This is a genomic window from Sphingomonas endophytica, assembly GCF_001476895.1.
In the GTDB taxonomy this organism is placed as follows: domain Bacteria; phylum Pseudomonadota; class Alphaproteobacteria; order Sphingomonadales; family Sphingomonadaceae; genus Sphingomonas; species Sphingomonas endophytica_A.
In genome coordinates, this window is the sequence record NZ_LDTB01000012.1 from 1 (window position 1) to 21,017 (window position 21,017).

A 21,017-nucleotide genomic window follows, 5' to 3' on the forward strand; every position below is an offset into this window, starting at 1 on the left:
CCGCTGGACGTCGAGTCTGCGGCTCAAGTCGTCGAGCGGAGTGTCCTGCAGCTGTTCGACCATTAGCTGAAGGACGGCCAGCCCTCCCACCGGGCCGCCGCCGCGCTCTCCCACACCGGCGAGAATCATTGGGACCGCTTCGCGACCTGGCCGCTGGCGTGTGAGCAGGGCTGCGCCGCGCCGCTGACGCCGATGTATCTGCAGGCCGATCGCGGGCTGTCGACGACGAAGGGCGCGGCGCAGCCCTGCTCACACGCCAGCGGCCAGGTCGCGAAGCGGTCCCAATGATTCTCGCCGGTGTTGTAGATCGCGGCGGCGGGCAGGTTCGCGGGCGGGCCGTCCTTCAGATACTGGTCGAACAGCGGCAGGACCATCCGCTCGCGGAATTGCGCGGCGGTGTCGCCGTCCCACTGGAACGGGCCGAGGCTGCGCCCCTCGCGATTGACCTGGCTGTGCCGCCACGGCCCCATGACCAGGAAATTGTTGCCGATCTTCCCCTTAGCCTTCAGCGCCTCCCACGAGGTGATCGCGCCGTACATATCCTCCTGATCCCACAATCCCTGTTCCCAGAGCGTCGGCACATTCGACGGATTGGCGGCCAGCATCTTGTCGAGCGCCTGACCCTGCCAGAAGGAGTCATAGGCCGGATGCTGCGACATGCGCGTCCAGAAGGGCAGCTGGTCGTAGCCCGACTTCTTCGCCCAGTCGCCCGCCGAGCCGTGGCGGAAATTCTCGTAATCGTCCCAGCCGCCGGTCGGCGGTACGGTGCCGCCGCTCTTGTAGCCGGTCTGCCCGCCGATCCACGCGATGTTGGCGAGCCGGAACGCGCCGTAATGGAACCAGTCGTCGCCCATCCAGCCGTCGATCATCGGGCTTTCCGGCGCGGCGACCTTCAGCGCGGGGTGCGGGTGGAGCAGCGCCATCACGACCGTGAAGCCTTCGTAGGACGACCCGATCATGCCCACGCGCCCGTTCGATTGCGGCAGGTTCGCCTTGTTCACCAGCCAGTCGATCGTGTCCCAGGCGTCGGTGGTGTGATCGACCCTGGTCGGGTTGAGCGGACCGATCACGGGGCGGGTGACGATATAGTCGCCCTCCGACCCGTATTTGCCGCGCACGTCCTGATAGACGCGGATATAGCCGCCCTTCACGAAGATCTCGTCGGCCAGTGGCAGCGTGTTGAGCATCGACGCGCTGTCGCTGCGGCTGGCGCGCGCCGAGGCATTGTACGGCGTGCGGGTCAGCACGATCGGCGCGTTCGTCGCCGCCTTCGGGATGACGATGACGGTGTGCAGCTTCACCCCGTCGCGCATCGGAATCATCACCTCGCGCCGGATGTAATCGTCGTCGGCATCGGGCAGCACGAAGCGCGCGGGGATGTCGCTGGCCAATTCCTGCGGTCGCGCATGGGCGCCGACCGACGCGAGGGCGAGCAGGGGCAGCAGCAAGGTGACGGTACGCATGGCAAACTCCGGCGGGACGGTCGCACATGCTACGATCCCCGCACCGCATCCGGCAAGCGCGTCGGAAAGGAGTGGAAACGACGCGCGTTGACTGGCATGAATGAAAACCAGTTCTCACGCAGGATGGCTGCGGAGATGTCGGGAGGGCGATCGTATGAAGGTCACGCGCAGGCAGGCTTTGGGCACGGGTGTAGCGGCGGGCGCCCTGGCGACCGCGCCGGGGGCGGCGACGGCGCAGACCGCCGGGTGCACGATCGGCACCCATCCGGGCAACCGGGCGGTCGCGGTGCGGCCGCCGCGCGCCTTCACCCCCGACTGGCGCTCGCTGACGGCGGGCTACAGCGTGCCCGACTGGTTCCGCGACGCCAAGTTCGGCATGTGGGCGCACTGGACCGCGCAGTGCGTCCCCGCCGCCGGCGACTGGTACGCGCGCAACATGTATCTCCAGGGGTCTTCGCAATATGAGCATCACCTGAAGCATTACGGCCACCCCGCCGACCAGGGCTTCATGGAGATCCAGAACCTGTGGAAGGGCGAGCGCTGGGACCCGGCCGGGCTGCTGGACCTCTACAAGAAGGCGGGCGCCAAATATTTCATGGCGCTGGCCAACCACCACGACAATCTCGACTGCTATGCCTCGACCTACCATCCATGGAATACGACGCGGGTCGGGCCGAAACGGGATATCGTCGGCATCTGGGAAAAGCTGGCGCGCGAACGCGGGATGCGCTTCGCGGTGTCGAACCATTCGGCGCACGCCTGGCACTGGAACCAGGCCGCTTATGGCTATGATCCCGAGGGCGCGCGGCGCGGCCAGCGCTATGACGCGTTCCGGCTGACCGCCGCCGACGGCAAGGGCAAATGGTGGGAAGGACTGGATCCGCAGCAGCTGTATACCGGGCGCGGCGATTACATGCCCGACGGGGTGCCGACGATCGCGGAGGCCGATGCCTGGCATGCGGCACATGACAGGATGTGGGACGAGGGGACGCCGCCCAACCCGGAATTCGTCCGTACCTGGTTCCTGCGCTGTCGCGAGCTGATCGACCGCTACAAGCCCGACATGGTGTATTTCGACAATTTCGACCTGCCGCTGGAACAGGCGGGGCTGGATATCACCGCCTATTTCTACAACCGCAGCATGGCGTGGAACAACGGCCGGCTGGAAGCGGTGGTGACGGGCAAGAACATCCCGCCACAACGCCGGATGGGAATCGTCGACGACGTGGAGCGCGGCGGCAAGACCTATATCGAACGCTTCCCGTGGCAGACCGACACCTGCATCGGCGAATGGCATTACGATCAGGCGGTGTACGACAACGACCGCTACAAGTCGGCCGCCACGGTCATCCACACGCTCTGCGACGTGATCTCGAAGAACGGCAACCTGATGCTCAACGTGCCGCTGCGCGGTGACGGCACGATCGACGACAAGGAGCAGCGGATCGTCGAGGGGATCGCGGCGTGGATGGGCCGCTATGGCGACGCCATCTACGGCACGCGGCCGTGGCGCATCCACGGCGAGGGGCCGCAGAACGGCGGCGGCGGGCTGTTTTCCGAGGGCGGACCGAAGTCGCTCTACACCGCCAAGGACATCCGCTACGTCACGAAGGGCAAGAATCTTCACGCCTTCGTGCTCGGCTGGCCGGAGAACGGCGTGGCGCGGCTGACCTTGCTGGGCCGCGACAACCAGGTCGGGCGCGGGACAATCGAGCGTGTGATGCTGTCGGGCAGCGATGCGCCGCTGCAGTTCCAGCGCAACGGCGACGCGTTGCAGGTGACGCTGCCCGCCGCCGCGCGCAACGACATCGGCGTGGCGCTGATCATCGCCGGATCGGGACTGACCGAGGGTTCGGTCGCTTAACGCACGATAACAGGTACATTCAGCACCGGCTCAACACGCCAGCTCCATACCGTCACCGTCGCTTCCGTCCCGGTCGCGACGGTGATGCGTTTGTAGGGGAGCAGGATCATGTGGAAGACTTTGTCGGTCGGTATCGGTTCGGCGGCGCTGGCGATGGTCGCGCTGACGCCGGTCGCGGCGCAGGCGCAGCGCTGGGGCGATCGCGATTATTATGCGCGCGACTATCGCGACTATGACGACGACGGCTATCGCGACCACGACCGCGCCTATCGCGACGCCTATCAGGACGGCTGGAACCGTGGTCCGCGCTACGCCGAGGTCGACCGCGGCTATTACCGCGACCGTGGCTATTATCGCGACGCCGGCCGCTACCGCTACCGCGACCGCTGCCAGAACGGGACGACCGGCACGGTGCTGGGCGCGATCGCCGGCGGGCTGCTCGGCCGCACGATAGACCGGCGCGGCGACCGGACGCTGGGCACCGTGCTGGGCGCGGGTGCGGGCGCATTGGCCGGCAACGCGGTCGAGCGCGCCGACAACCCGCGCTACTGCCAGCGGTGATCGCCACCGGGCGGCGTCGGTAACGGCGTCGCCCGCGATCGCGCCCACGCCGACGACGACATCGTCCGTTTCTCGGCGGCGTCACGAAACGTGTAACAAGATATCATCTTGCGATGTTACACCGTCACATGCATAGCCCCCCGTGTCGGCGTGCCCGCACGCCCTGAACCGCATCGGCGTGCCCGCACGCCCTGAACCATTGCCTGAGGGGGCTGTTTTTTTGCGTCGTTCCGTTCGTGTCGCGATGGCGACCACCGTCGTCCCGGTGGCCGTCGCCCTGTCCTTCCCCGCCGCCGCCGCCGAACCGGCCGAGAATGCCGCCGTCGAGGAAGGTCACGACGACGTCACCGTCCACGGCGTCCGCCAGCCGTATCGCGGCAACTTCACGCTGCGGGAGATCCCGCAGGCGATCGCGACGATCGACGCCGGCACGATCGAGGAAAACAACATCCTGCGCCTCACCGACGCGCTGGACCTGAACGCCTCGGTCGCGCGGCAGAACACGCTGGGCGGGCTGTGGGACAGTTTCGCCGTGCGCGGGTTCGTGGGCGACGAAAACCTGCCGAGCGGCTATCTGGTCAACGGCTTCAACGCCGGACGCGGGTTCGGCGGGCAACGCGATGTCGCGGGGGTCGAGCGGGTCGAGGTGCTGAAAGGGCCGGCCGCCGCCGTGCTGGGGCGTGGCGAACCGGGCGGATCGATCAACCTCGTCACCAAACAGGCCGAGCTGGGCCGCAGCTTCGGCAGCGCCGCGCTGCAATATCGCAGCTTCGGCACGGTGCGCGCGGAGGGCGACGCCAATATCGCGCTGACCGGCAAGCTGACCGCGCGGCTGATCGGCTATGCCGAATCGGGCGGCACGTTCCGCGACCATGTCGACCAGAAGCGCTGGGGCGTCCTGCCGTCGATCGGCATCGGCATCGGCGAGCGGACGCGCCTGACCTATGACTTCGAATGGACGCGCGTCGCGGTGCCGTTCGATCGCGGCATCGTGGTGCTGAACGATAATTTCCGCACCGTCCCGCGCTCGCGCTTCCTGGGCGAGCCGGGCGACGGCGACACGGTGGCGCGCGCGACCGGGCATCAGGTCCGCTTGCAGCACGACTTCGACGACCGCTGGAGCCTGCTGGTCGGTGCCAGCCACCGCGACACGCTGCTCACCAGCTTCTCGTCCGACGCCGAAACCGCGCGCGCGCGGCAGAAGCTGTTCGTCGACGGCCGCTCGCTGTCGCGCCAGCGCCGCTCGCGCCGCTACACCTCCGAACACAGCGTGCTGCGCGCCGAGCTGGCGGGTGAATTCCAGACCGGCGGGTTGCGGCACCGCGTCCTGATCGGCGCGGATGCCGATCATTTCGACACCGACCAGCTCTTCACCCGCTATCGCGGGCCGGTGGTGACGGCGACCACCACCGATCGCGCCGGCTATGTCCTCGACATCTTCGATCCCGTCTATGGCCGCTTCCCGCCGCCCGCCACCACGCCGATGACCAACCGGCTGGACGTGCAACGCACGCTGGGCGCCTATGCCCAGGACCAGATCGGCCTGACCGACCGGCTGCAGATCCGCATCGGCGGCCGCTACGACGACTTCCTGCTGCGCGTCGACAACCGGCTGACGCAGCGGCTCGGCCGCTATCGGCGCGGTCGTTTCAGCCCGCAGGCCGGCATCGTGTACGAACTCTCCGCCCCGCTCTCGCTCTACGCCGCTTATGGCGAGGGCTATCGCGCCAATATCGGCGCGGACGCGGCGGGCAATGTGTTCGAGCCGGAGACGAGCCGCTCGGTCGAGGCCGGCCTGAAGCTCACCGCGCTCGGCGGGCGGCTGACGGGCACGCTCGCCGCGTATCAGCTGACCAAGTCGAACGTGCTGGCCACCGATACGCTGAACCCCGGCTTCTCGGTCGCGATCGGCAAGGCGCGCAGTCGTGGCGTCGAAGTGGACGTCAACGGGCAATTGCCCGGCCGCGTCGACGTGCTGCTCAGCTACGCCTATACCGATGCCGAGGCGCGCTCGCGGGTGCTCGACCCCAATTTCTCGTTTCAGATCAGGCCCGGCGATCCGCTCATCAACATTCCCCGCCACAATCTGAACGTGCAGACCGCCAAGCACCTGACGATCGGCGCGCGCGCGGCGGTGCTGGGTGGCGGCGTCCAGTATGTCGGCAGGCGCAGCGGGGAAACCGGCACCACCTTCATGCTGCCCGCGCATGTCCTCGCGCGCGTCTTCGGTCAGGTGGAGGTGCGAAAGGGCGTGGAGCTGTTCGGATCGGTCACGAACCTGTTCGACGCGCATTGGTATGCCAACAGCTACAGCCCGCTCTGGGTACAGCCCGGCGCGCCCCGCACCGTCACCATCGGCCTTCGTTCCCGCTTCTGAGACGGATCATCATGCGCCCTGCCCTCATCGCGCTCGCCGCCCTGCTCGCCGCGCCCGCTCATGCCGACGACACGCTTCCCGCCACGGTCCTGCCGCCCGCGCTGCCATGGTCGGGGGCCAGCGAGCGGTTGATCGTCGCGGCCGACGATCCGTGGATCACGCCTGCCGAGCGCGCCGGCTTCGCCACCACGCCGCGCTATGCCGAGGTGCGGGCGTGGCTGGAGCGGCTCGCCGCCGCTTCCCCGCTTCTGCGCATCGAGACGTTCGGGCGGACCGGTGAAGGGCGCGAACTGCTGATGGTCCGCGCACACAAGCCGGGCGCGGCGCCGAAGCCGGTGGTGCTGGTGCAGGCCGGCATCCATGCGGGGGAGATCGACGGCAAGGACGCCGGACTGATGCTGCTGCGCGACATCGCGCTGCGCGGGAAGGACGACCTGCTCGACCAGGTCGATCTGGTGTTCGTGCCGATCTACAATATCGACGGGCACGAGCGGCCGAGCCGCTGGAACTTCCCGGCGCTGCGCGGGCCGCTGGAGAAGGGCTATGTCGGCAATGCGCGCAACATCAACCTGAACCGCGATTATGCCAAGGCCGACGCGCCGGAGACGCGCGCGATGATCGCGCTGCTGCGGCGGCTCGACCCGATCCTCTACATCGACTGCCATGTCAGCGACGGTTTCGACATGCAGTATGACACCACCTTCACCTATGCCGGCTGGGGACGCTACGCCTATCATCGCGCGACCGCCGACTGGCTGATGACGCGCTTCGGCCCACGCGTGACGCAGGCGCTGACCCGCGCCGGGCATCTGCCGACCAGCTATCCCAGCCCGATCGACACGCGCGCGCCGGAGAAGGGCATCCGGCAGGCGCCCGAGGGACCACGCTATTCGACCGGCTATGGCGACTTCATCGGCGTGCCTACCGTGCTGGTCGAAAACCATATGCTCAAGCCGTACCGGCAGCGCGTGCTGGGCACCTATGTGCTGCTGGAGGCGGGGCTGCGGCTGGCGGGCGAGGACCGCGCGCGGATCGAAGCGGCCAAGGCGCGCGACCGCGCCACGCGCCCCGCGACGATGCTGACGAAGTGGAAGCCCGCCGCGACCCCGATCGGCTGGGTCGAGGATTTCCGCGGCATCGCCTTCGACACCTATCGCTCGCCGGCGACCGGGCGGCTGGAGCAGCGCTGGACCGGCCGGCCGATCACCTTCCGGATGCCGATCATCGGGCAGGAGCCGGTCGGAACCGTCACGCTGCCGCGCGCCTGGTACGTCCCGCCGGAACAGGTGGCGGTGATCGACCGGCTGCGCCTGCACGGCATCCGCCTCGACCCGCTGGACCGCCCGCGCCGGCTGGCGCTGGACCGCGTGACGCTCACCGATCCGCAGGTGCAGCGCGCGCAGGACGGGCGGCTGCCGCTGAAGGCCGCGTCGTTCGTCCACGCCCCCGTGTCGGAGACGCTGCCCGCCGGTACCATGCGCGTCGCGTCGGACCAGCCGCTCGGCCTGCTGGCGGCCGCGCTGCTGGAACCGGAGGCGCCGGATTCGTTCCTCGCCTGGGGATTCTTCCCCGAAATGCTCTCCCCGCCCCCGGGCGTGGAGGACTTCGTCACCGCCCCGCTCGCCGAGGCGCTGCTGGCGCGCGATCCGGCGGTGCGCGCCGCCTTCGCCGCGACGCTGGCCGCCGACCCGGGCTTCGCCGCCGATCCGACGGCACGGCTGACCTGGTTGACGGCGCGCCTGCCCGACCGCAGCCGCTACGCGCTCACCTATCCGATCCGGCGCGAACCCTGAGGATCAGTGCGCGATGCCGAGCAGGAGCAGCAGGACCACCCACAGGATCAACACGATCAGCGACGCCACCAATAGCGCGCCCGTCCACACCGTCGCCGCGGCGTTTCCCAGTCCATAGGCACCCCGCACCTGCGCGAACAGATGAACCGGGAACAGCGCCATCAGCAACGCGACGCCCGGCAGATGCAAGGCGCTGGACCAGAGGATCATCATCGCGGTGAGCAGGCTGACGAAGCTCATCGAATAGGTGACGAAGACGGCGTGGTCGAACAGGAAGGTGTTGCGCCGCCATACGAACAGCAGCCACATGAACGGCAGCGACAACGGGATGAGCGCCCAGGAAAATTTATACCCGTTCGCCTCCATCTTGAAGAGCAGGAGTTCGGGATCCTCGATCGCGTGGTTCAGCTTCGCGTTCAGTGCCGGCCACGGCGTGTGGATGCGCTCGCCGCCCTCGCGATCGTCGTCGGGCAGCGGCATCTGCTTCAGCATCCGCGCCGCCGTATCCAGTTCCTGCTGGCTGTCCTTCAGCCGCCGAAGCCGCTGGTCGAGCCCGGTCGTATCGCGATGCGCGGCGGCCGCCGCGGCACGTTGCCGCTCGACGAGGGCGGTCGCCCCCCGCACGCGGCTCTGTTCGGCCGACAGCTGCGCCTGCATGGTCCGGTCCGGGGTGTGGACGTTGGCGAAGCCGCCGAGCACCGAGTAGGCGATGTAGAGCAGGAACACCGAGAACAGGTAGAGCGCCAGCGGCGACAGGAACCGCCGCCGCTCGCCATCGATATAACGCCGCGTCAGCGCGCCGGGATGGCGCAGCAGCATCGCGATCGTCCGCCACGCCGCACCTTCGATATGCAGCACGCCGTGCGAGAAATCGTGCCACCACGCGCCCAGCGTGCGGTGGATGTGCCCCGATTGCCCGCAGACATGGCAATAATCGCCGACCCGCGTCGCCCCGCAGTTCAGGCACGTCGCCCCCGCCGTCCCATCCATCGTATTGATGTGCCCCGCCATTCCCCGGCCGCCCGTGTGACACAAAGACGGTACGGACGTAAAGCGGCGCCTAGGGCAGCAGCAGGCTGGCGTCGCCGTAGGAATAGAAGCGGTAATCGTTCCCGATCGCATGGGCATAGGCCGCCTGCATCCGGTCGAGCCCCATCAGCGCGGACACCAGCATGAAGAGCGTGGACCGCGGCAGATGGAAGTTGGTCATCAGCCCGTCGATCCCGCGAAAGCGATAGCCCGGGGTGATGAAGATCGACGTGTCGCCGTCGAACGGCCGGATCACGCCCTGCGCGTCGGTCGCGCTTTCGATCAGGCGGAGCGAGGTGGTGCCGACCGCGATCACGCGCCCGCCGCCGGCGCGCGTCGCGTTGAGCCGGTCGGCGGTCGCGGCATCGATGCGGCCCCATTCGGCGTGCATCCTGTGATCGGCGGTATCCTCGGCCTTGACCGGCAGGAAGGTGCCCGCGCCGACGTGCAGCGTCAGCGTCGCATGGCCGATCCCGGCCGCGTCCAGCGCTGCGAGCAGCGCCGGGGTGAAATGCAGCGCCGCCGTGGGAGCGGCGACCGCGCCGGGTTCGGCGGCGAACATCGTCTGATAATCGTCGGCGTCGCGCGCGTCGGTGTCGCGCTTGCCCGCGATATAGGGCGGCAGCGGCATCCGCCCGGCCCGTTCCAGCAGCAGCTCGACCGGCTCGTCCCCCGCGAAGTCCAGCGCCCAGCTGCCGTCCTCCGCGCGATCGTGCGCGGTCGCGGTCACGCCCTGGCCGAAGTCGATCGCGTCGCCGTCGCGCAGCCGCCGCGCGTTGCGGACGAACGCGCGCCAGCGGCGCGGCCCCTCACGCTTGTGCAGCGTCGCGCCGATCCGCGCATGGCCGCGCGTCCCCTCCAGCTGCGCGGGGATCACGCGCGTGTCGTTGAAGACCAGCAGGTCGCCGGGGCGCAATTGCGACGGCAGGTCGGACACGATCCGGTCCGCCAGCCCTTCCGGCGTGACGACCAGCATCCGCGCCGCATCGCGCGGCACGGCGGGGCGCAGCGCGATCCGCTCCGGCGGCAGCGCGAAGTCGAACAGGTCGACGTTCATCGGATCAGCGGCGGGCGGCGGGCTTCTTGGGCGCGGGCTTGCGCGCCGGGGCGGTCGCGCCCGGCAAGGTCGGCAGCGTCGCGGGCAGCGTCGGCGCGGCGGCGACCGGCAGCGGCTGGTACGCCGGGGGATTGTCCGACGCGATATAGGCGTGGACGATCCGCGACGGATTCTGCGGCGGCTCGCCCCGCTCGATCGCGTCGACATAATTCATGCCGGAGATGACCCGCCCGAACACGGTGTACTTCTTGTCGAGCTGGAAGCGCGGCTGGAAGACGATGTAGAACTGACTGTTCGCGCTGTCCTCCTTCTCCGCGCGCGCCGCCGCGACCGCGCCGCGCACATGGGGGAGGTAATTGAACTCGGCCGGCAGGTCGGGCAGCGTGCTGCCGCCGGTGCCGTCGCCCTTCGGATCGCCGCCCTGCGCCATGAAGCCGTCGATGACGCGGTGGAACACCAGCCCGTCATAGAAATGCTGGCGGGTCAGCGTCTTGATCCGCTCGACCATCTTCGGCGCGACATCCGGGCGCAGCGCGATCTCCACGCGCCCGCCGGTCGACAGATCGAGCAGCCAGATGTTGCTCTTGTCGTCGATCGACGGCGCGGGCAGCCGCTCCTGCGCGGCGACGGGGACGGACACGATCGCGACAAGCGCGGCGGCAAGGAAAGCGAACAGGCGCATCGGGTCTTTCGGATCAGCTCGTGAAGTCGTTGACGGCCCTAGACCAGAAACGCGCTTGCGCCAAACTGAACGCGCGATCGCGCCGCAGCGTTTTGCCGCCCTTCGCCGTCAGCTGCCCCGCCGCCCGTCCCTCGCCACGCGCGCCACGACCTCGTCGCACACCGCGGCGCTGACGAACTTGCCGATATGCCCGCCGAAGATCGCGATCTCCTTCACCAGCCGCGACGCGATCGGTTGCAGGCAGACGTCGGCCATCAGGAAGACCGTTTCGATCCGGTCGTTCAACTGCTGGTTCATGCCGGCCATCTGATATTCGTACTCGAAATCGGCGACGGCGCGCAGCCCCCGCACGATCATCGTCGCCCGCTCGCGCTCGGCGAAATCCATCAGCAGCGAATCGAACGACACGACGCGGATGTCGCCGCCGATCGCCTCGACCTCGCGCTCCACCATCGCCATCCGTTCCGGCAGCGTGAACATCGGCGACTTGCCGGGGTTGGTGGTCACGCCGACGACCAGCCGGTCTACCAGCTTCGCGCCGCGCCGGATGATATCCATATGCCCCAGCGTGATCGGATCGAAGGTGCCGGGATAGACGCCGATACGCATGGGATAAGCCTCGGTTCAGCCGCGCCGGTCGATCACGAACCGCGCGATCGCGCGGAGCAGCTCGGCCTCCTCGCCATAGCTGCGGAGATGATCGATCGCCTGATCGACCAGCATCCGCGACTGTTGCCGCGCGCGCTCGACGCCCAGCAGCGAGACGAACGTCTCCTTGCCCTGTTCGCCGTCCTTGCGCAGCTTCTTGCCCGCCAGTTCCTCGTCCCCCTCGACGTCGAGCAGGTCGTCGACGATCTGGAAGGCAAGGCCGAGGTCATGGGCATAGCCGCGCAGGTGGCGGCGCCCCTCGGGCGGTACGCGCCCCAGGATCGCGCCGCCTTCCACCGCCGCGCCGATCAGCGCGCCGGTCTTCATCTGCTGCAGCCGGGTGACGGTGTTCAGGTCGAAGCGGGTGCCGTCGGCCTTCAGGTCCATCGCCTGTCCGCCCGCCATGCCCGACGGGCCGGAGGCGCGGGCGAGGTCGGCGATCAACTCGGCGCGGACGAACGGATCGGCGTGGGTCGCCGGATCGGCCAGCACCTCAAACGCCAGCGCGTGCAGGCAATCGCCCGCCAGGATCGCGGTCGCCTCGTCGAACGCCTTGTGGACGGTCGGCTTCCCGTGGCGCAGGTCGTCATTGTCCATCGCGGGCAGATCGTCGTGGATCAGCGAATAGACGTGGATCGCCTCCAGCGCGACCGCCACCCGCCCCGCGGCATCGCGCGCGACGTCGAACAGCCGCGCGGTCGCGAACACCAGCAGCGGGCGCAACCGTTTGCCGCCGCCGATCGTGGCGTGGCGCATGGCGCGGTACAGGTCCGCGCGCGGATCGTTCGGGATCGGCAACAGCGCGTCGAAGCGCCGGTCCATCTCCGCCGAGATTTCCTTCAATGCCGCCTTGAGCTGCGGCGACGCATAAGCGGCGACGCTCATCCGGCGGCAAAGGGCTCGACGGCGGTCGCGCGTCCGTCCGCGCCGGTGCGGATCGCCTCGATCCGTGCCTGGGCCGCGTCCAGCCGGTCGGCGCACCGCTGCCGCAGCACGCTGCCGCGCTCATAGAGGCGGATCGCTTCCTCGAGCGGCGTATCGCCGGATTCCAGTCGCGCGACGATATCCTCCAGTTCGCGCAGGCCGGCCTCGAAGGACAAGGTCTCGATCGGATCTTCCATGCGCCGGCTATGCGCCGGTCAAGCGCGGCCGGTCAAGGAGATGCGGTCGGGGGAGATTCGGTCGATCAGGCCGCGCGGCGCTGCATACCCACCAGCAGGTCGCGCGCGGCGCGCTGCGCGGTGGCGATCTCGCGCGCGGTCATGTCTTCGGCGATCTCGGTGCGCGCCTGCGCCGCCGCGACATTGCCGCGCGCCGCCGACAGGTTGAACCACTTGTGCGCGGCGATCAGGTCCAGCGCGGCACCGGCCGTGCCGGTCGAAAACGCCACGCCCAGATCGTAAGCCGCGTCGGCATCGCCACGGGTCGCTTCGGCAATGCGGCGCATCAACAGCGCGGTATCGAAATCGGTCACCATCGGATTACCCCTCTAATCCAGCTCAGGACCATAGGTGTGCACCGATTCGGCTCACCAAATGGTTAACCGCGCGGTCAGGGTAAATCACTCTCCGTGAACGGTTTATTCGATCAGAGCGGGTCCACGGCCAGATTGTCGATCAATCGCGTGTTGCCCAGTCGCGCGGCGGCCAGCAACTGGCGCCGCTGCCCCGGGGTGGGGTCGCTTTGCAGCGTCTCGGCATCGACCAGCGCGACGTAATCGACCGTGAACCCCGCCGCCGTCAGCGTGGCGGTGGCATCGGCCAGCGCCTTGGCCGGATCGGTGCCGGCCAGCACCGCGCGCGCCGCGACGCCCAGCGCGCGCGGCAGCGCCACCGCCTTCTGGCGCTCCTCCGGCAGCAGATAGACATTGCGCGACGACAGCGCGAGGCCGTCGTCCTCGCGCTGCGTCGGAACGCCGGTGATCTCGATGTCGAAGTCCAGGTCGGCGACCATGCGGCGGATGACCGCCAGCTGCTGGAAATCCTTCTCGCCGAAATAGGCGCGGGTCGGGCGCACCTGGTTGAACAGCTTGGCGACCACCGTCGCCACGCCGTCGAAATGGCCCGGCCGCGCGGCGCCGTCCCAGCCCTCGCTGACGCCCGATACCGACACGTTGGTCGCGAATCCGGCCGGGTACATCTGCTCGACCGGCGGCAGCCAGAGCAGGTCGCAGCCGGCGTCGGTCAGCATCGCGATGTCGCTGACCTCCTTGCGCGGATAGCGGGACAGGTCCTCATTCGCGCCGAACTGCTTCGGGTTGACGAAGATCGAGGCGACGACCAGCGTGCCGGGGCGGCGTGCCGCCTCGACCAGCGCGATGTGGCCCGCATGAAGCGCGCCCATCGTCGGCACCAGCGCCACGTCCCGCCCGCCGGCGCGTGCCTCTGACAGCGCGGCACGCAAGCCGGCGAGATCACGATATACTTCCACCCGTTACCCCTCGAAACTCGCGGCCGGGGGTTCTATGGTCGCGGCGGGACGCAATCAATCGAGGATGCGACGAATTGTCCGAAACAGGGATGGAAGGGCACGGCGCGCGCACGCATGTCATTGTGTTCGCGAACGAGAAGGGGGGGACGGGCAAGTCCACGACCGCCGTGCACGTCGCGATCGCGCTGGCCGCCAAGGGGGCGCGGGTGGCGTGCATCGACCTCGATCATCGCCAGCGGACGCTGGGCCGCTATCTCGACAATCGCGAGGCGACGGTGAAGCGCGCGGGGATCGATCTGCCGCTGCCGGTCCATGCCACCGGCGACGGGCGCGCCGACGGCAATTTCGGTGAATATTATCGCGCTTTCACGAACGGTTACGACTTTCTGGTGATCGACACCCCGGGGCGCGACGATCCCGCGGCGCGGATCGCCGCCGCATTGTCCGACACGCTGGTCACGCCGATGAACGACAGTTTCGTCGACTTCGACCTGATCGGGCAGGTGGACCCGGAGACGTACAAGGTGGTGCGCCCCAGCTTCTATTCGGAGCTGATCTGGGACGCGCGCAAGGCCCGCGCGCGTGAGGACGGGACGACGATCGACTGGGTCGTGCTGCGCAACCGCCTGCAATATCTGGAGGCACGCAACATGCGCCGCGTGTCGGAGGCGCTGGACCAATTGTCGCGGCGCGTCGGCTTCCGCATCATCCCCGGGCTGGGCGAGCGCGTGATCTATCGCGAACTGTTCCCCAAGGGGCTGACGCTGCTCGACGCCAAGGAATTCGGCGGCATGGGGCTGAGCCACGTCGCCGCGCGGCAGGAATTGCGTGAGATGATGGCGGCGCTGGCGCTGCCCGACGTGCCCGCGACGCAGGCGGCGTGAGCGCGCGATGAAGTGGATCGTCGCCGCGCTGATCGTCTGGGGTGTGTGGATATTGCTCCGCAAGCCGGCGAGGAAGCGCTCGCCGCTGGCCGACGCCCGCCGCGTGCTGGGCGTCGACAAGAGTGCTGACGAGACGTCGATCCGCGCCGCGCACCGCCGGCTGATGGGGGAGCTGCACCCCGATCGCGGCGGCACCGACGCGCAGGCGCGGCGCGTCAACGCCGCGCGCGACACCTTGCTCGCCGCGCTGCGCGATCCGCGATGACGCACCGTTTCCACCCGGAGATCCTGCGCGAATACGACATTCGCGGCCGCGTCGGCGACACGCTGACCGAGGCGGACGCATATGCGGTCGGGCGCGGTTTCGCGACGCGCGTGCGGCGCGCAGGGGGCCGTCGCGTCGCGGTCGGCTATGACGGGCGCACCCATTCGCCGATGCTGGAGGCGGCGCTGGTCGCCGGGCTGGCGGCGGGAGGCGTCGATGTGGTGCGCGTCGGGCTGGGGCCGTCACCGATGCTCTATTATGCCGCCGCGACGCTGGAGGTGGATGGCGGCGTCCAGGTGACGGGCAGCCACAATCCCGCCGAGGACAATGGTTTCAAACTGGTGCTGCACGGCGACAGCTTCTTCGGGGACGACGTGCTCGACCTGGCGCGGCTGGCCGAAGCGGGCGACTGGACGGAGGGCACCGGCACCGTCACCACCGCCGACGTCCGGGACCTGTATGTCGGACGGCTGCTGGCCGGCTATGTCGGGGGCCACTACCGGATCGGCTGGGACGCCGGCAACGGCGCGGCCGGCGAGGTGATCCGCGCGCTGACCGCCGAGCTGCCGGGCGAGCACCACCTGCTGTTCTGCGATATCGACGGCACCTTCCCCAACCACCATCCCGATCCGACCGTCGAGCGCAATCTGGCGCATCTGAAGGCGCTGGTTGCGGAGAAGCGGCTGGACTTCGGACTGGCGTTCGATGGCGACGGCGACCGGATCGGCGCGGTCGACGCGCAGGGCCGCGTGCTCTGGGGCGACGAAATCCTGTCGCTCCTGGTCGCGCCGCTGCTGGCCGAACTGCCGGGCAGCACGATCGTCGCCGACGTGAAATCGAGCGATGCGCTGTACGAGCGGATTGCGGCGCTGGGCGGCACCGCGCTGATGTGGCGGACCGGACACAGCGAGATCAAGACCAAGATGAAGGAGGTCGGCGCGCCGCTGGCCGGGGAATTGTCGGGGCATATCTTCTTCGGGCACGAATATTACGGATTCGACGACGCGCTGTACGCGGCGGTGCGGCTGATCCGCGCGGTGCATCTGTCGGGCCGGTCGCTGACCGACCTGCGCGCGGAACTGTCGCCACGCTGTGCCACGCCGGAATGGCGCGTCGCGGTGCCGGAAGCGCGCAAGACCGCGATCGTCGCGGCGGTCGCCGCGCGGCTGGCGGATACGGACGCGCGCGTCGACACCACCGATGGCGTGCGGGTCGCCACCGACGACGGCTGGTGGCTGATGCGCGCATCGAACACGCAGGCGGCGCTGACGCTGCGCGCCGAGGCGCGCGACGCAGCCGGGCTCACGCGACTGGTGGCGGCGATCGACGCGCAGCTTGCCGAGAACGGCGTGCGGCGCGGCGAATAGCCCTACGCCTCGCGCGTCTCCGGCAACCACGACAGATCGACCCCCGCCTGCCGGTCAACCCGATCGGCCGCGCGGTGCAGCGCCGGTTCGTCGAGGATCGTGACCCGCCCGGCCATGCGCGCGATCAGCCCCTGATCCTCCAGCTTGCGCAGCATCCGGTTGACGTGCACCGCGGTCAGGCCGGTCGCATCGCCGATCTCCTCCTGAGTCAGGCCGGGCACGAAGCTGTCGCCGATCGCCGGATCGCTGCGCCGCATCCGGTCGCGCAGTTCGAGCAGCACCGCCGCGACCCGCGCCCGCGCCGAGGTCTTGGCGATCCCCGCCAGCCGGTCGGCCAGCGCCGCGCCCTCGGTCTGTTCGATCGCGGCCAGCGCCAGCGCGAGCCGGGGAAAGCGCAGCGTCGCCTCCACCAGTTGCGCGCGGTCGATCGGCGCGACGACACTGTCGGCCACCGCCACCAGCGTCTGGTGCGCCTTGCCATAGGTGATGACGTTGGTGCTCAGCAGGTCGCCGGGGAACAGAAATCGCACGATCTGCCGGCTGCCGTCGTCCAGCAGCACATAGCCCATCATCATTCCGCTCTTCAGCGCGAACAGCTCCGTCGAACGCTCGTTCTGGCGGACCAGCGTCGCGCCGCGCCGCACGCCGCGTTCCCGCTCGGTGAGTTCGAGCAAGGCGGCGCGTTCGGTCGTCGAAAGGGGTAGGAAGGCGCCGATCCGGTCGACGAGACTAAGCGCTGGCACGCAATGCTGATCCTCAATTTGCCGGATCGTTACGCGGGCGCGGTCCCGACGCGCATTAAAACCGATCAACCGGCAGATTGGACCGCGTTTTCTCCGATCGCTTGGCGTGGCGCGCCGGGTTGGATAGAGCGGTGCGATGGATCGCATTCTCATTCGCGGCGGCAATCGCCTGAACGGCAAGCTGCCAGTCTCCGGCGCGAAGAACGCCGCTCTCACGCTGATGCCGTGCGCGCTGTTGACCGACGAGCCGCTGACGCTGCGCAACCTGCCGCGCCTCGCCGATGTCGACGGCTTCGGGCATCTCCTCAACCAGCTGGGCGCCTCGACCCGGATCGAGGGCAGCCGCCCCGACGAATTCGGCCGCGTGATGACGATCCGCGCCGGGCAGCTGACCTCGACCGAGGCCCCCTATGACATCGTGCGCAAGATGCGCGCCTCGATCCTCGTGCTCGGCCCGATCCTGGCCCGTGCCGGACAGGCGCGCGTCTCGCTGCCGGGCGGCTGCGCGATCGGCAACCGCCCGATCGACCTGCACCTGAAGGCGCTGGAGGCGATCGGCGCGCAGCTGGAGATGAGCGCGGGCTATGTCACCGCCACCGCACCCGGCGGCCGGCTGGAGGGCGGACGCTATGCCTTTCCGGTCGTCTCGGTCGGCGCGACCGAGAATGTCGTGATGGCGGCGGTGACCGCGAAGGGCGGCAGCCGGATCGAGAATGCCGCGCGCGAGCCCGAGATCGTCGACCTCTGCCGCTGCCTGGTCGCGATGGGCGCGCGGATCGAGGGGATCGACACCGAGACGCTGGAGATCGAGGGCGTCGATGAACTCCACGGCGCGACCTACAAGGTGATGCCCGACCGGATCGAGGCGGGCAGCTACGCCTGCGCGGTCGCGGTGACGGGCGGCGCGGTCGAGCTGACCGGGGTCGCCCCCGGCGACATGGGCGCGACGCTCGACGCGCTGCGCGAAGCGGGTGTCGGGATCGAGGAGCGGCGCGATTCGATCCTCGTCACCTCGGAGGCGGAGCTGAAGCCGCTCACCCTCTCCACCGCCCCCTATCCCGGCTTCGCCACCGATATGCAGGCGCAGTTCATGGCGATGCTCTGCCGCGCCGACGGGGCAAGCGTGCTGACGGAAACGATCTTCGAGAACCGCTACATGCATGTCCCCGAACTGGCGCGGATGGGGGCGGACATCCAGGTGCGCGGACGCACGGCGGTGGTGCGCGGGGTCGAGAAGCTGGCGGGCGCGCCGGTGATGGCGACGGACCTGCGCGCGTCGATGAGCCTCATCATCGCCGGGCTGATCGCGGATGGCGAAACCTCGGTCTCGCGCGTGTATCACCTCGATCGCGGGTATGAGCGGCTGGAAGAGAAGTTGCAGGCGGTCGGCGCGGATATCGAGCGCGATGGCGGCGGCTGACGCTCGCTTCGTCGGGAGCCGTTAACGGTTCGTCAACCATCTCCGGTTACGTCGGTGCGGGGTGGTTGACGCCGCGACCCGAAAGGGTGCCTGTCGCCATAGTGCGGCGGCACGAGTCGCCCGCACACCCGCTTGGGGGTGGGAATGGACGCGATGCCGGGACAAGCGAACACCAGCGCCTCACCGCGCGACCGACTGGGTGAACAACTGGAGCGGATCCTCTGGACCGCGCGCAGTGCCGGCGCGTCGCTCATCATCTCGCGCGGGCACGATCCGGCATCGATCCGGCAGCTTCTCGACGAAGGACTGGTGCGCGAGCGGCTGGGCCATCTCGTGCTGACGATCAAGGGGATGCAATGCCGCCGCGCCTGCGCGCCGTTTTGAGAGCGTAAGCGCGCCCGGTGCCGGCATCGTCGTTACCGCGTGGGTGGGATCCAGACGCGTGGGGCGTCGCAAGGAGGTGAAACGCCACAGATCTGGGCGCGGGAATGACGGGGTTTGGTGGCTAGCGGACGTTGGACATCAATCCGTCCCGCGCTCGAACGATGCCACGCGGCCGTGACGATCCAGCTTTATGAACAACCATTCGTTGTCGATGGGGAACATCGAACCATCGTTCCCTAGGACGTAAATCATATCCGCTCCGCGCCACTTGTCCGTCGTTGTGGGTGGCCCGAGAAGGGCGACAACCTGTTGACGCGGCATACCTTTGAGTACGTGTCGCGCGAGAAAGTCGGGCAGCATATCAGCGCGATCACGACCCGTGAGATCAGCACTCCGCCACTTAGCCTGATCGAAGGTTACGCCGGGAGAACAACCGGCGACTAGCAGGGTGGCTAGGTTAAGGGCTCGCATCGAGGGATGCTCGCACGAGCATTGCATGTCCGCAAATGGGCGAAAGTGCGAACGCCCGGTCACCGGTCGCCCACCCCCCACCTTCACGCCGCCTCGGCGGCCGCCGTCGTCCACCCCAGATGCGGGATCGTGATCGAGCGCTTGCCCGCCATGTCGGTCCGGGTCACGAACAGGTCGCGGCTCTCGATATAGCCGATCAGCCGCTTCACGCGCCCGATCGAGCTGGTGCCATAGGTCTCCGCAATCGCGACGTCGGACGGGCACGGCGCGCCGTCGCGCGCGGCCTTGGCGACCAGCAGGAACGCGCCCAGCATGTCGTCAGGCAGCCCGCCCGCCAGCGCCAGCACGCTCGCCCATTCCTCGGCATGGGGATCAAAGATGCCGGCGCGCGCGCACGACAAGCGGCGGCTGAACGCGGGCAGATCGAGCGCGGGCCGGGCGATCCCCGCCATGCGGCAGCGGACCTGGAAATCCTGATACAATACCGCCGCCGGCCGCCCGGCGCTCTCGCCATCGGTGACGATCGCGCGCAGCACCTCGGCATAGACCGCCTCGACCTCTTCCTCGTTGCGGTCGGGCAGCGACGGGGCAGGAACCGACGGCGCGGCGGGCGTTTCGATATCCGACAGCAATTCCTCGGCCGGCACGCGGCGCGGGCGCGGGTCGAAGGTCATCGGTAGCGTCGGCGCGGCCTCCGGGGTCACGTCGAGCAAGGATTGCAGGTCGACCGAATCGGCCTGCGGCAACGGGACCAGCTTCGGGCTGCCGCTGCGCGCCTGCGTCTCCACCGTGCCGATCTTCACCGTGATCGGGCGCCGCGACACCGCCGGCCCCAGCGCCATGAACGTGCCGCGCGCCAGATCGCGGATCGATTCGGCCTGTCGCCGCTCCATCCCGAGCAGATCGGCGGCGCGCGCCATGTCGATGTCGAGGAAGGTGCGCCCCATCAGGAAGTTGCTGGCCTCCGCCGCGACGTTCTTGGCCAGCTTCGCCAGCCGCTGCGTCGCGATCACGCCGGCCAGGCCGCGCTTGCGCCCGCGACACATCAGGTTGGTCATCGCGGACAGCGACGCGCGCCGCACCTCTTCCGCGACTTCGCCGCCGGTGGTCGGCGCGAACAATTGCGCCTCGTCGACCACCACCAGCGCCGGATACCAATGCTCGCGCGGCGCATCGAACAAGGCGTTCAGGAAACCGGCGGCGCAGCGCATCTGCCCCTCCGCCTCCAGTCCCTCGAGGCTCAGCACGACGCTGGCGCGATGTTCGCGCAGGCGGGCGGCGATCCGCGTCAGCTCGCGCTCGGCATAATCCGCGCCCTCGATCACGACATGGCCGTAACGCTCGGACAGGGTGACGAAATCGCCCTCGGGGTCGATCACCACCTGCTGCACCTGCCCCGCGCTCCGCTCGAGCAGGCGGCGCAGCAGGTGCGACTTGCCGGACCCGGAATTGCCCTGGACGAGCAATCGGGTGGCGAGCAGTTCTTCGAGGTCCATGGTCACGGGCGCGCCGCGCTCGTCGTGCCCCATGTCTACGCTGACGGTCATGATCGCGCCCCGTTTGGCCGATCAGGGGCGGG

Annotated in this window: 20 protein-coding genes and 1 pseudogene; 9 read left to right on the plus strand and 12 right to left on the minus strand. The window is 68.9% G+C overall.

What is annotated here, in order from left to right:
• Window positions 1–239: 239 nt before the first annotated feature.
• Window positions 240–1,463 (minus strand): annotated as a pseudogene (locus NS334_RS05530) (CocE/NonD family hydrolase); the annotation flags it as partial.
• 154 nt (window positions 1,464–1,617) lie between these two features.
• Here NS334_RS05530 and NS334_RS05535 point away from each other — a divergent pair.
• The 4 genes from NS334_RS05535 to NS334_RS05550 all read left to right on the plus strand — a co-directional run bounded on the left by NS334_RS05535 (window position 1,618) and on the right by NS334_RS05550 (window position 8,058).
• Complete coding sequence (locus NS334_RS05535; protein ID WP_058754980.1) at window positions 1,618–3,327, plus strand: alpha-L-fucosidase; 1,710 nt, start codon at window positions 1,618–1,620, stop codon at window positions 3,325–3,327.
• A 108-nt stretch (window positions 3,328–3,435) separates the two neighbouring features.
• The gene (locus NS334_RS05540; protein WP_058754981.1) at window positions 3,436–3,888 is read left to right on the plus strand and encodes a glycine zipper 2TM domain-containing protein; all 453 of its coding nucleotides are present in this window, start codon (window positions 3,436–3,438) and stop codon (window positions 3,886–3,888) included.
• Between the two features lie 244 nt (window positions 3,889–4,132).
• On the plus strand, window positions 4,133–6,265 hold the full coding sequence (locus NS334_RS05545; RefSeq protein ID WP_058754982.1) for a TonB-dependent siderophore receptor: 2,133 nt from the start codon (window positions 4,133–4,135) through the stop codon (window positions 6,263–6,265).
• 11 nt (window positions 6,266–6,276) lie between these two features.
• Window positions 6,277–8,058: a M14 family metallopeptidase gene (locus tag NS334_RS05550; RefSeq protein ID WP_058754983.1), complete on the plus strand. Its 1,782-nt coding sequence runs from the start codon at window positions 6,277–6,279 to the stop codon at window positions 8,056–8,058.
• 3 nt (window positions 8,059–8,061) lie between these two features.
• Here the strand turns inward: NS334_RS05550 and NS334_RS05555 are convergent, their stop codons facing one another.
• The 8 genes from NS334_RS05555 to panC form a co-directional block, all read right to left on the minus strand.
• Window positions 8,062–9,069 carry a DUF3667 domain-containing protein gene (locus tag NS334_RS05555; protein ID WP_058754984.1) on the minus strand — a complete coding sequence of 336 codons (1,008 nt, stop codon included), beginning with the start codon at window positions 9,067–9,069 and terminating at the stop codon, window positions 8,062–8,064.
• Between the two features lie 49 nt (window positions 9,070–9,118).
• Window positions 9,119–10,144: a tRNA preQ1(34) S-adenosylmethionine ribosyltransferase-isomerase QueA gene (gene queA, locus NS334_RS05560; RefSeq protein WP_058754985.1), complete on the minus strand. Its 1,026-nt coding sequence runs from the start codon at window positions 10,142–10,144 to the stop codon at window positions 9,119–9,121.
• A gap of 4 nt (window positions 10,145–10,148) precedes the next feature.
• The gene (locus tag NS334_RS05565) at window positions 10,149–10,826 is read right to left on the minus strand and encodes a peptidylprolyl isomerase (protein WP_058754986.1); all 678 of its coding nucleotides are present in this window, start codon (window positions 10,824–10,826) and stop codon (window positions 10,149–10,151) included.
• Between the two features lie 108 nt (window positions 10,827–10,934).
• Window positions 10,935–11,435, minus strand: a complete 501-nt coding sequence (coaD, locus tag NS334_RS05570; RefSeq protein ID WP_058754987.1) for a pantetheine-phosphate adenylyltransferase — start codon at window positions 11,433–11,435, stop codon at window positions 10,935–10,937.
• Window positions 11,436–11,450: 15 nt separating this feature from the next.
• Window positions 11,451–12,359, minus strand: a complete 909-nt coding sequence (locus NS334_RS05575; RefSeq protein WP_058754988.1) for a polyprenyl synthetase family protein — start codon at window positions 12,357–12,359, stop codon at window positions 11,451–11,453.
• Window positions 12,356–12,595 carry an exodeoxyribonuclease VII small subunit gene (locus NS334_RS05580; RefSeq protein WP_058754989.1) on the minus strand — a complete coding sequence of 80 codons (240 nt, stop codon included), beginning with the start codon at window positions 12,593–12,595 and terminating at the stop codon, window positions 12,356–12,358. Before NS334_RS05580 ends, NS334_RS05575 begins: the two co-directional genes overlap by 4 nt.
• A gap of 65 nt (window positions 12,596–12,660) precedes the next feature.
• Window positions 12,661–12,951 (minus strand): hypothetical protein, encoded by a 291-nt coding sequence (locus NS334_RS05585; RefSeq protein WP_058754990.1) that lies wholly within the window; start codon window positions 12,949–12,951, stop codon window positions 12,661–12,663.
• Between the two features lie 110 nt (window positions 12,952–13,061).
• Window positions 13,062–13,904 (minus strand): pantoate--beta-alanine ligase, encoded by an 843-nt coding sequence (panC, locus tag NS334_RS05590; protein ID WP_058754991.1) that lies wholly within the window; start codon window positions 13,902–13,904, stop codon window positions 13,062–13,064.
• Between the two features lie 89 nt (window positions 13,905–13,993).
• Between panC and NS334_RS05595 the strand changes: the two genes are divergently transcribed.
• From NS334_RS05595 to pgmG, 3 genes are read left to right on the plus strand one after another with little or no spacing between them, the layout of a single operon-like run.
• Window positions 13,994–14,788 carry a division plane positioning ATPase MipZ gene (locus NS334_RS05595; RefSeq protein WP_058754992.1) on the plus strand — a complete coding sequence of 265 codons (795 nt, stop codon included), beginning with the start codon at window positions 13,994–13,996 and terminating at the stop codon, window positions 14,786–14,788.
• 7 nt (window positions 14,789–14,795) lie between these two features.
• Window positions 14,796–15,053 carry a J domain-containing protein gene (locus NS334_RS05600; RefSeq protein WP_058754993.1) on the plus strand — a complete coding sequence of 86 codons (258 nt, stop codon included), beginning with the start codon at window positions 14,796–14,798 and terminating at the stop codon, window positions 15,051–15,053.
• A complete protein-coding gene (gene pgmG, locus NS334_RS05605; protein ID WP_058754994.1) occupies window positions 15,050–16,420 on the plus strand; it encodes a phosphoglucomutase/phosphomannomutase PgmG in 1,371 nt (456 codons plus the stop codon). The genes NS334_RS05600 and pgmG overlap by 4 nt, the downstream gene beginning before the upstream one ends.
• Before the next feature lie 2 nt (window positions 16,421–16,422).
• Here pgmG and NS334_RS05610 read toward each other — a convergent pair whose 3' ends face one another.
• Window positions 16,423–17,163 (minus strand): Crp/Fnr family transcriptional regulator, encoded by a 741-nt coding sequence (locus tag NS334_RS05610; protein ID WP_058754995.1) that lies wholly within the window; start codon window positions 17,161–17,163, stop codon window positions 16,423–16,425.
• 136 nt (window positions 17,164–17,299) lie between these two features.
• Here NS334_RS05610 and murA point away from each other — a divergent pair, with 136 nt between their 5' ends.
• Both murA and NS334_RS05620 read left to right on the plus strand, forming a co-directional pair.
• A complete protein-coding gene (gene murA / locus NS334_RS05615) occupies window positions 17,300–18,583 on the plus strand; it encodes a UDP-N-acetylglucosamine 1-carboxyvinyltransferase (protein WP_058754996.1) in 1,284 nt (427 codons plus the stop codon).
• A 153-nt stretch (window positions 18,584–18,736) separates the two neighbouring features.
• The gene (locus tag NS334_RS05620) at window positions 18,737–18,967 is read left to right on the plus strand and encodes a hypothetical protein (RefSeq protein ID WP_153002607.1); all 231 of its coding nucleotides are present in this window, start codon (window positions 18,737–18,739) and stop codon (window positions 18,965–18,967) included.
• A 138-nt stretch (window positions 18,968–19,105) separates the two neighbouring features.
• Here NS334_RS05620 and bamE read toward each other — a convergent pair whose 3' ends face one another.
• Complete coding sequence (gene bamE / locus NS334_RS19410) at window positions 19,106–19,465, minus strand: outer membrane protein assembly factor BamE domain-containing protein (RefSeq protein WP_428835039.1); 360 nt, start codon at window positions 19,463–19,465, stop codon at window positions 19,106–19,108.
• Between the two features lie 56 nt (window positions 19,466–19,521).
• Window positions 19,522–20,985: an ATP-binding protein gene (locus NS334_RS05625; protein ID WP_058754998.1), complete on the minus strand. Its 1,464-nt coding sequence runs from the start codon at window positions 20,983–20,985 to the stop codon at window positions 19,522–19,524.
• Window positions 20,986–21,017: the final 32 nt, after the last annotated feature.

Bases quoted from the DNA above. Each gene is read 5' to 3' on its own strand.
- queA (WP_058754985.1), bottom strand. From the start codon at position 10,144: ATGAACGTCGACCTGTTCGACTTCGCGCTGCCGCCGGAGCGGATCGCG.
- NS334_RS05620 (WP_153002607.1), top strand. From the start codon at position 18,737: ATGCCGGGACAAGCGAACACCAGCGCCTCACCGCGCGACCGACTGGGT.
- coaD (WP_058754987.1), bottom strand. From the start codon at position 11,435: ATGCGTATCGGCGTCTATCCCGGCACCTTCGATCCGATCACGCTGGGG.
- NS334_RS05545 (WP_058754982.1), top strand. From the start codon at position 4,133: ATGGCGACCACCGTCGTCCCGGTGGCCGTCGCCCTGTCCTTCCCCGCC.
- NS334_RS05540 (WP_058754981.1), top strand. From the start codon at position 3,436: ATGTGGAAGACTTTGTCGGTCGGTATCGGTTCGGCGGCGCTGGCGATG.
- murA (WP_058754996.1), top strand. From the start codon at position 17,300: ATGGATCGCATTCTCATTCGCGGCGGCAATCGCCTGAACGGCAAGCTG.
- NS334_RS05585 (WP_058754990.1), bottom strand. From the start codon at position 12,951: ATGGTGACCGATTTCGATACCGCGCTGTTGATGCGCCGCATTGCCGAA.
- NS334_RS05625 (WP_058754998.1), bottom strand. From the start codon at position 20,985: ATGACCGTCAGCGTAGACATGGGGCACGACGAGCGCGGCGCGCCCGTG.
- NS334_RS05575 (WP_058754988.1), bottom strand. From the start codon at position 12,359: ATGAGCGTCGCCGCTTATGCGTCGCCGCAGCTCAAGGCGGCATTGAAG.
- NS334_RS05535 (WP_058754980.1), top strand. From the start codon at position 1,618: ATGAAGGTCACGCGCAGGCAGGCTTTGGGCACGGGTGTAGCGGCGGGC.
- NS334_RS05550 (WP_058754983.1), top strand. From the start codon at position 6,277: ATGCGCCCTGCCCTCATCGCGCTCGCCGCCCTGCTCGCCGCGCCCGCT.
- NS334_RS05595 (WP_058754992.1), top strand. From the start codon at position 13,994: ATGGAAGGGCACGGCGCGCGCACGCATGTCATTGTGTTCGCGAACGAG.
- NS334_RS05565 (WP_058754986.1), bottom strand. From the start codon at position 10,826: ATGCGCCTGTTCGCTTTCCTTGCCGCCGCGCTTGTCGCGATCGTGTCC.
- NS334_RS05555 (WP_058754984.1), bottom strand. From the start codon at position 9,069: ATGGCGGGGCACATCAATACGATGGATGGGACGGCGGGGGCGACGTGC.
- NS334_RS05600 (WP_058754993.1), top strand. From the start codon at position 14,796: ATGAAGTGGATCGTCGCCGCGCTGATCGTCTGGGGTGTGTGGATATTG.
- bamE (WP_428835039.1), bottom strand. From the start codon at position 19,465: ATGCAATGCTCGTGCGAGCATCCCTCGATGCGAGCCCTTAACCTAGCC.
- pgmG (WP_058754994.1), top strand. From the start codon at position 15,050: ATGACGCACCGTTTCCACCCGGAGATCCTGCGCGAATACGACATTCGC.
- NS334_RS05580 (WP_058754989.1), bottom strand. From the start codon at position 12,595: ATGGAAGATCCGATCGAGACCTTGTCCTTCGAGGCCGGCCTGCGCGAA.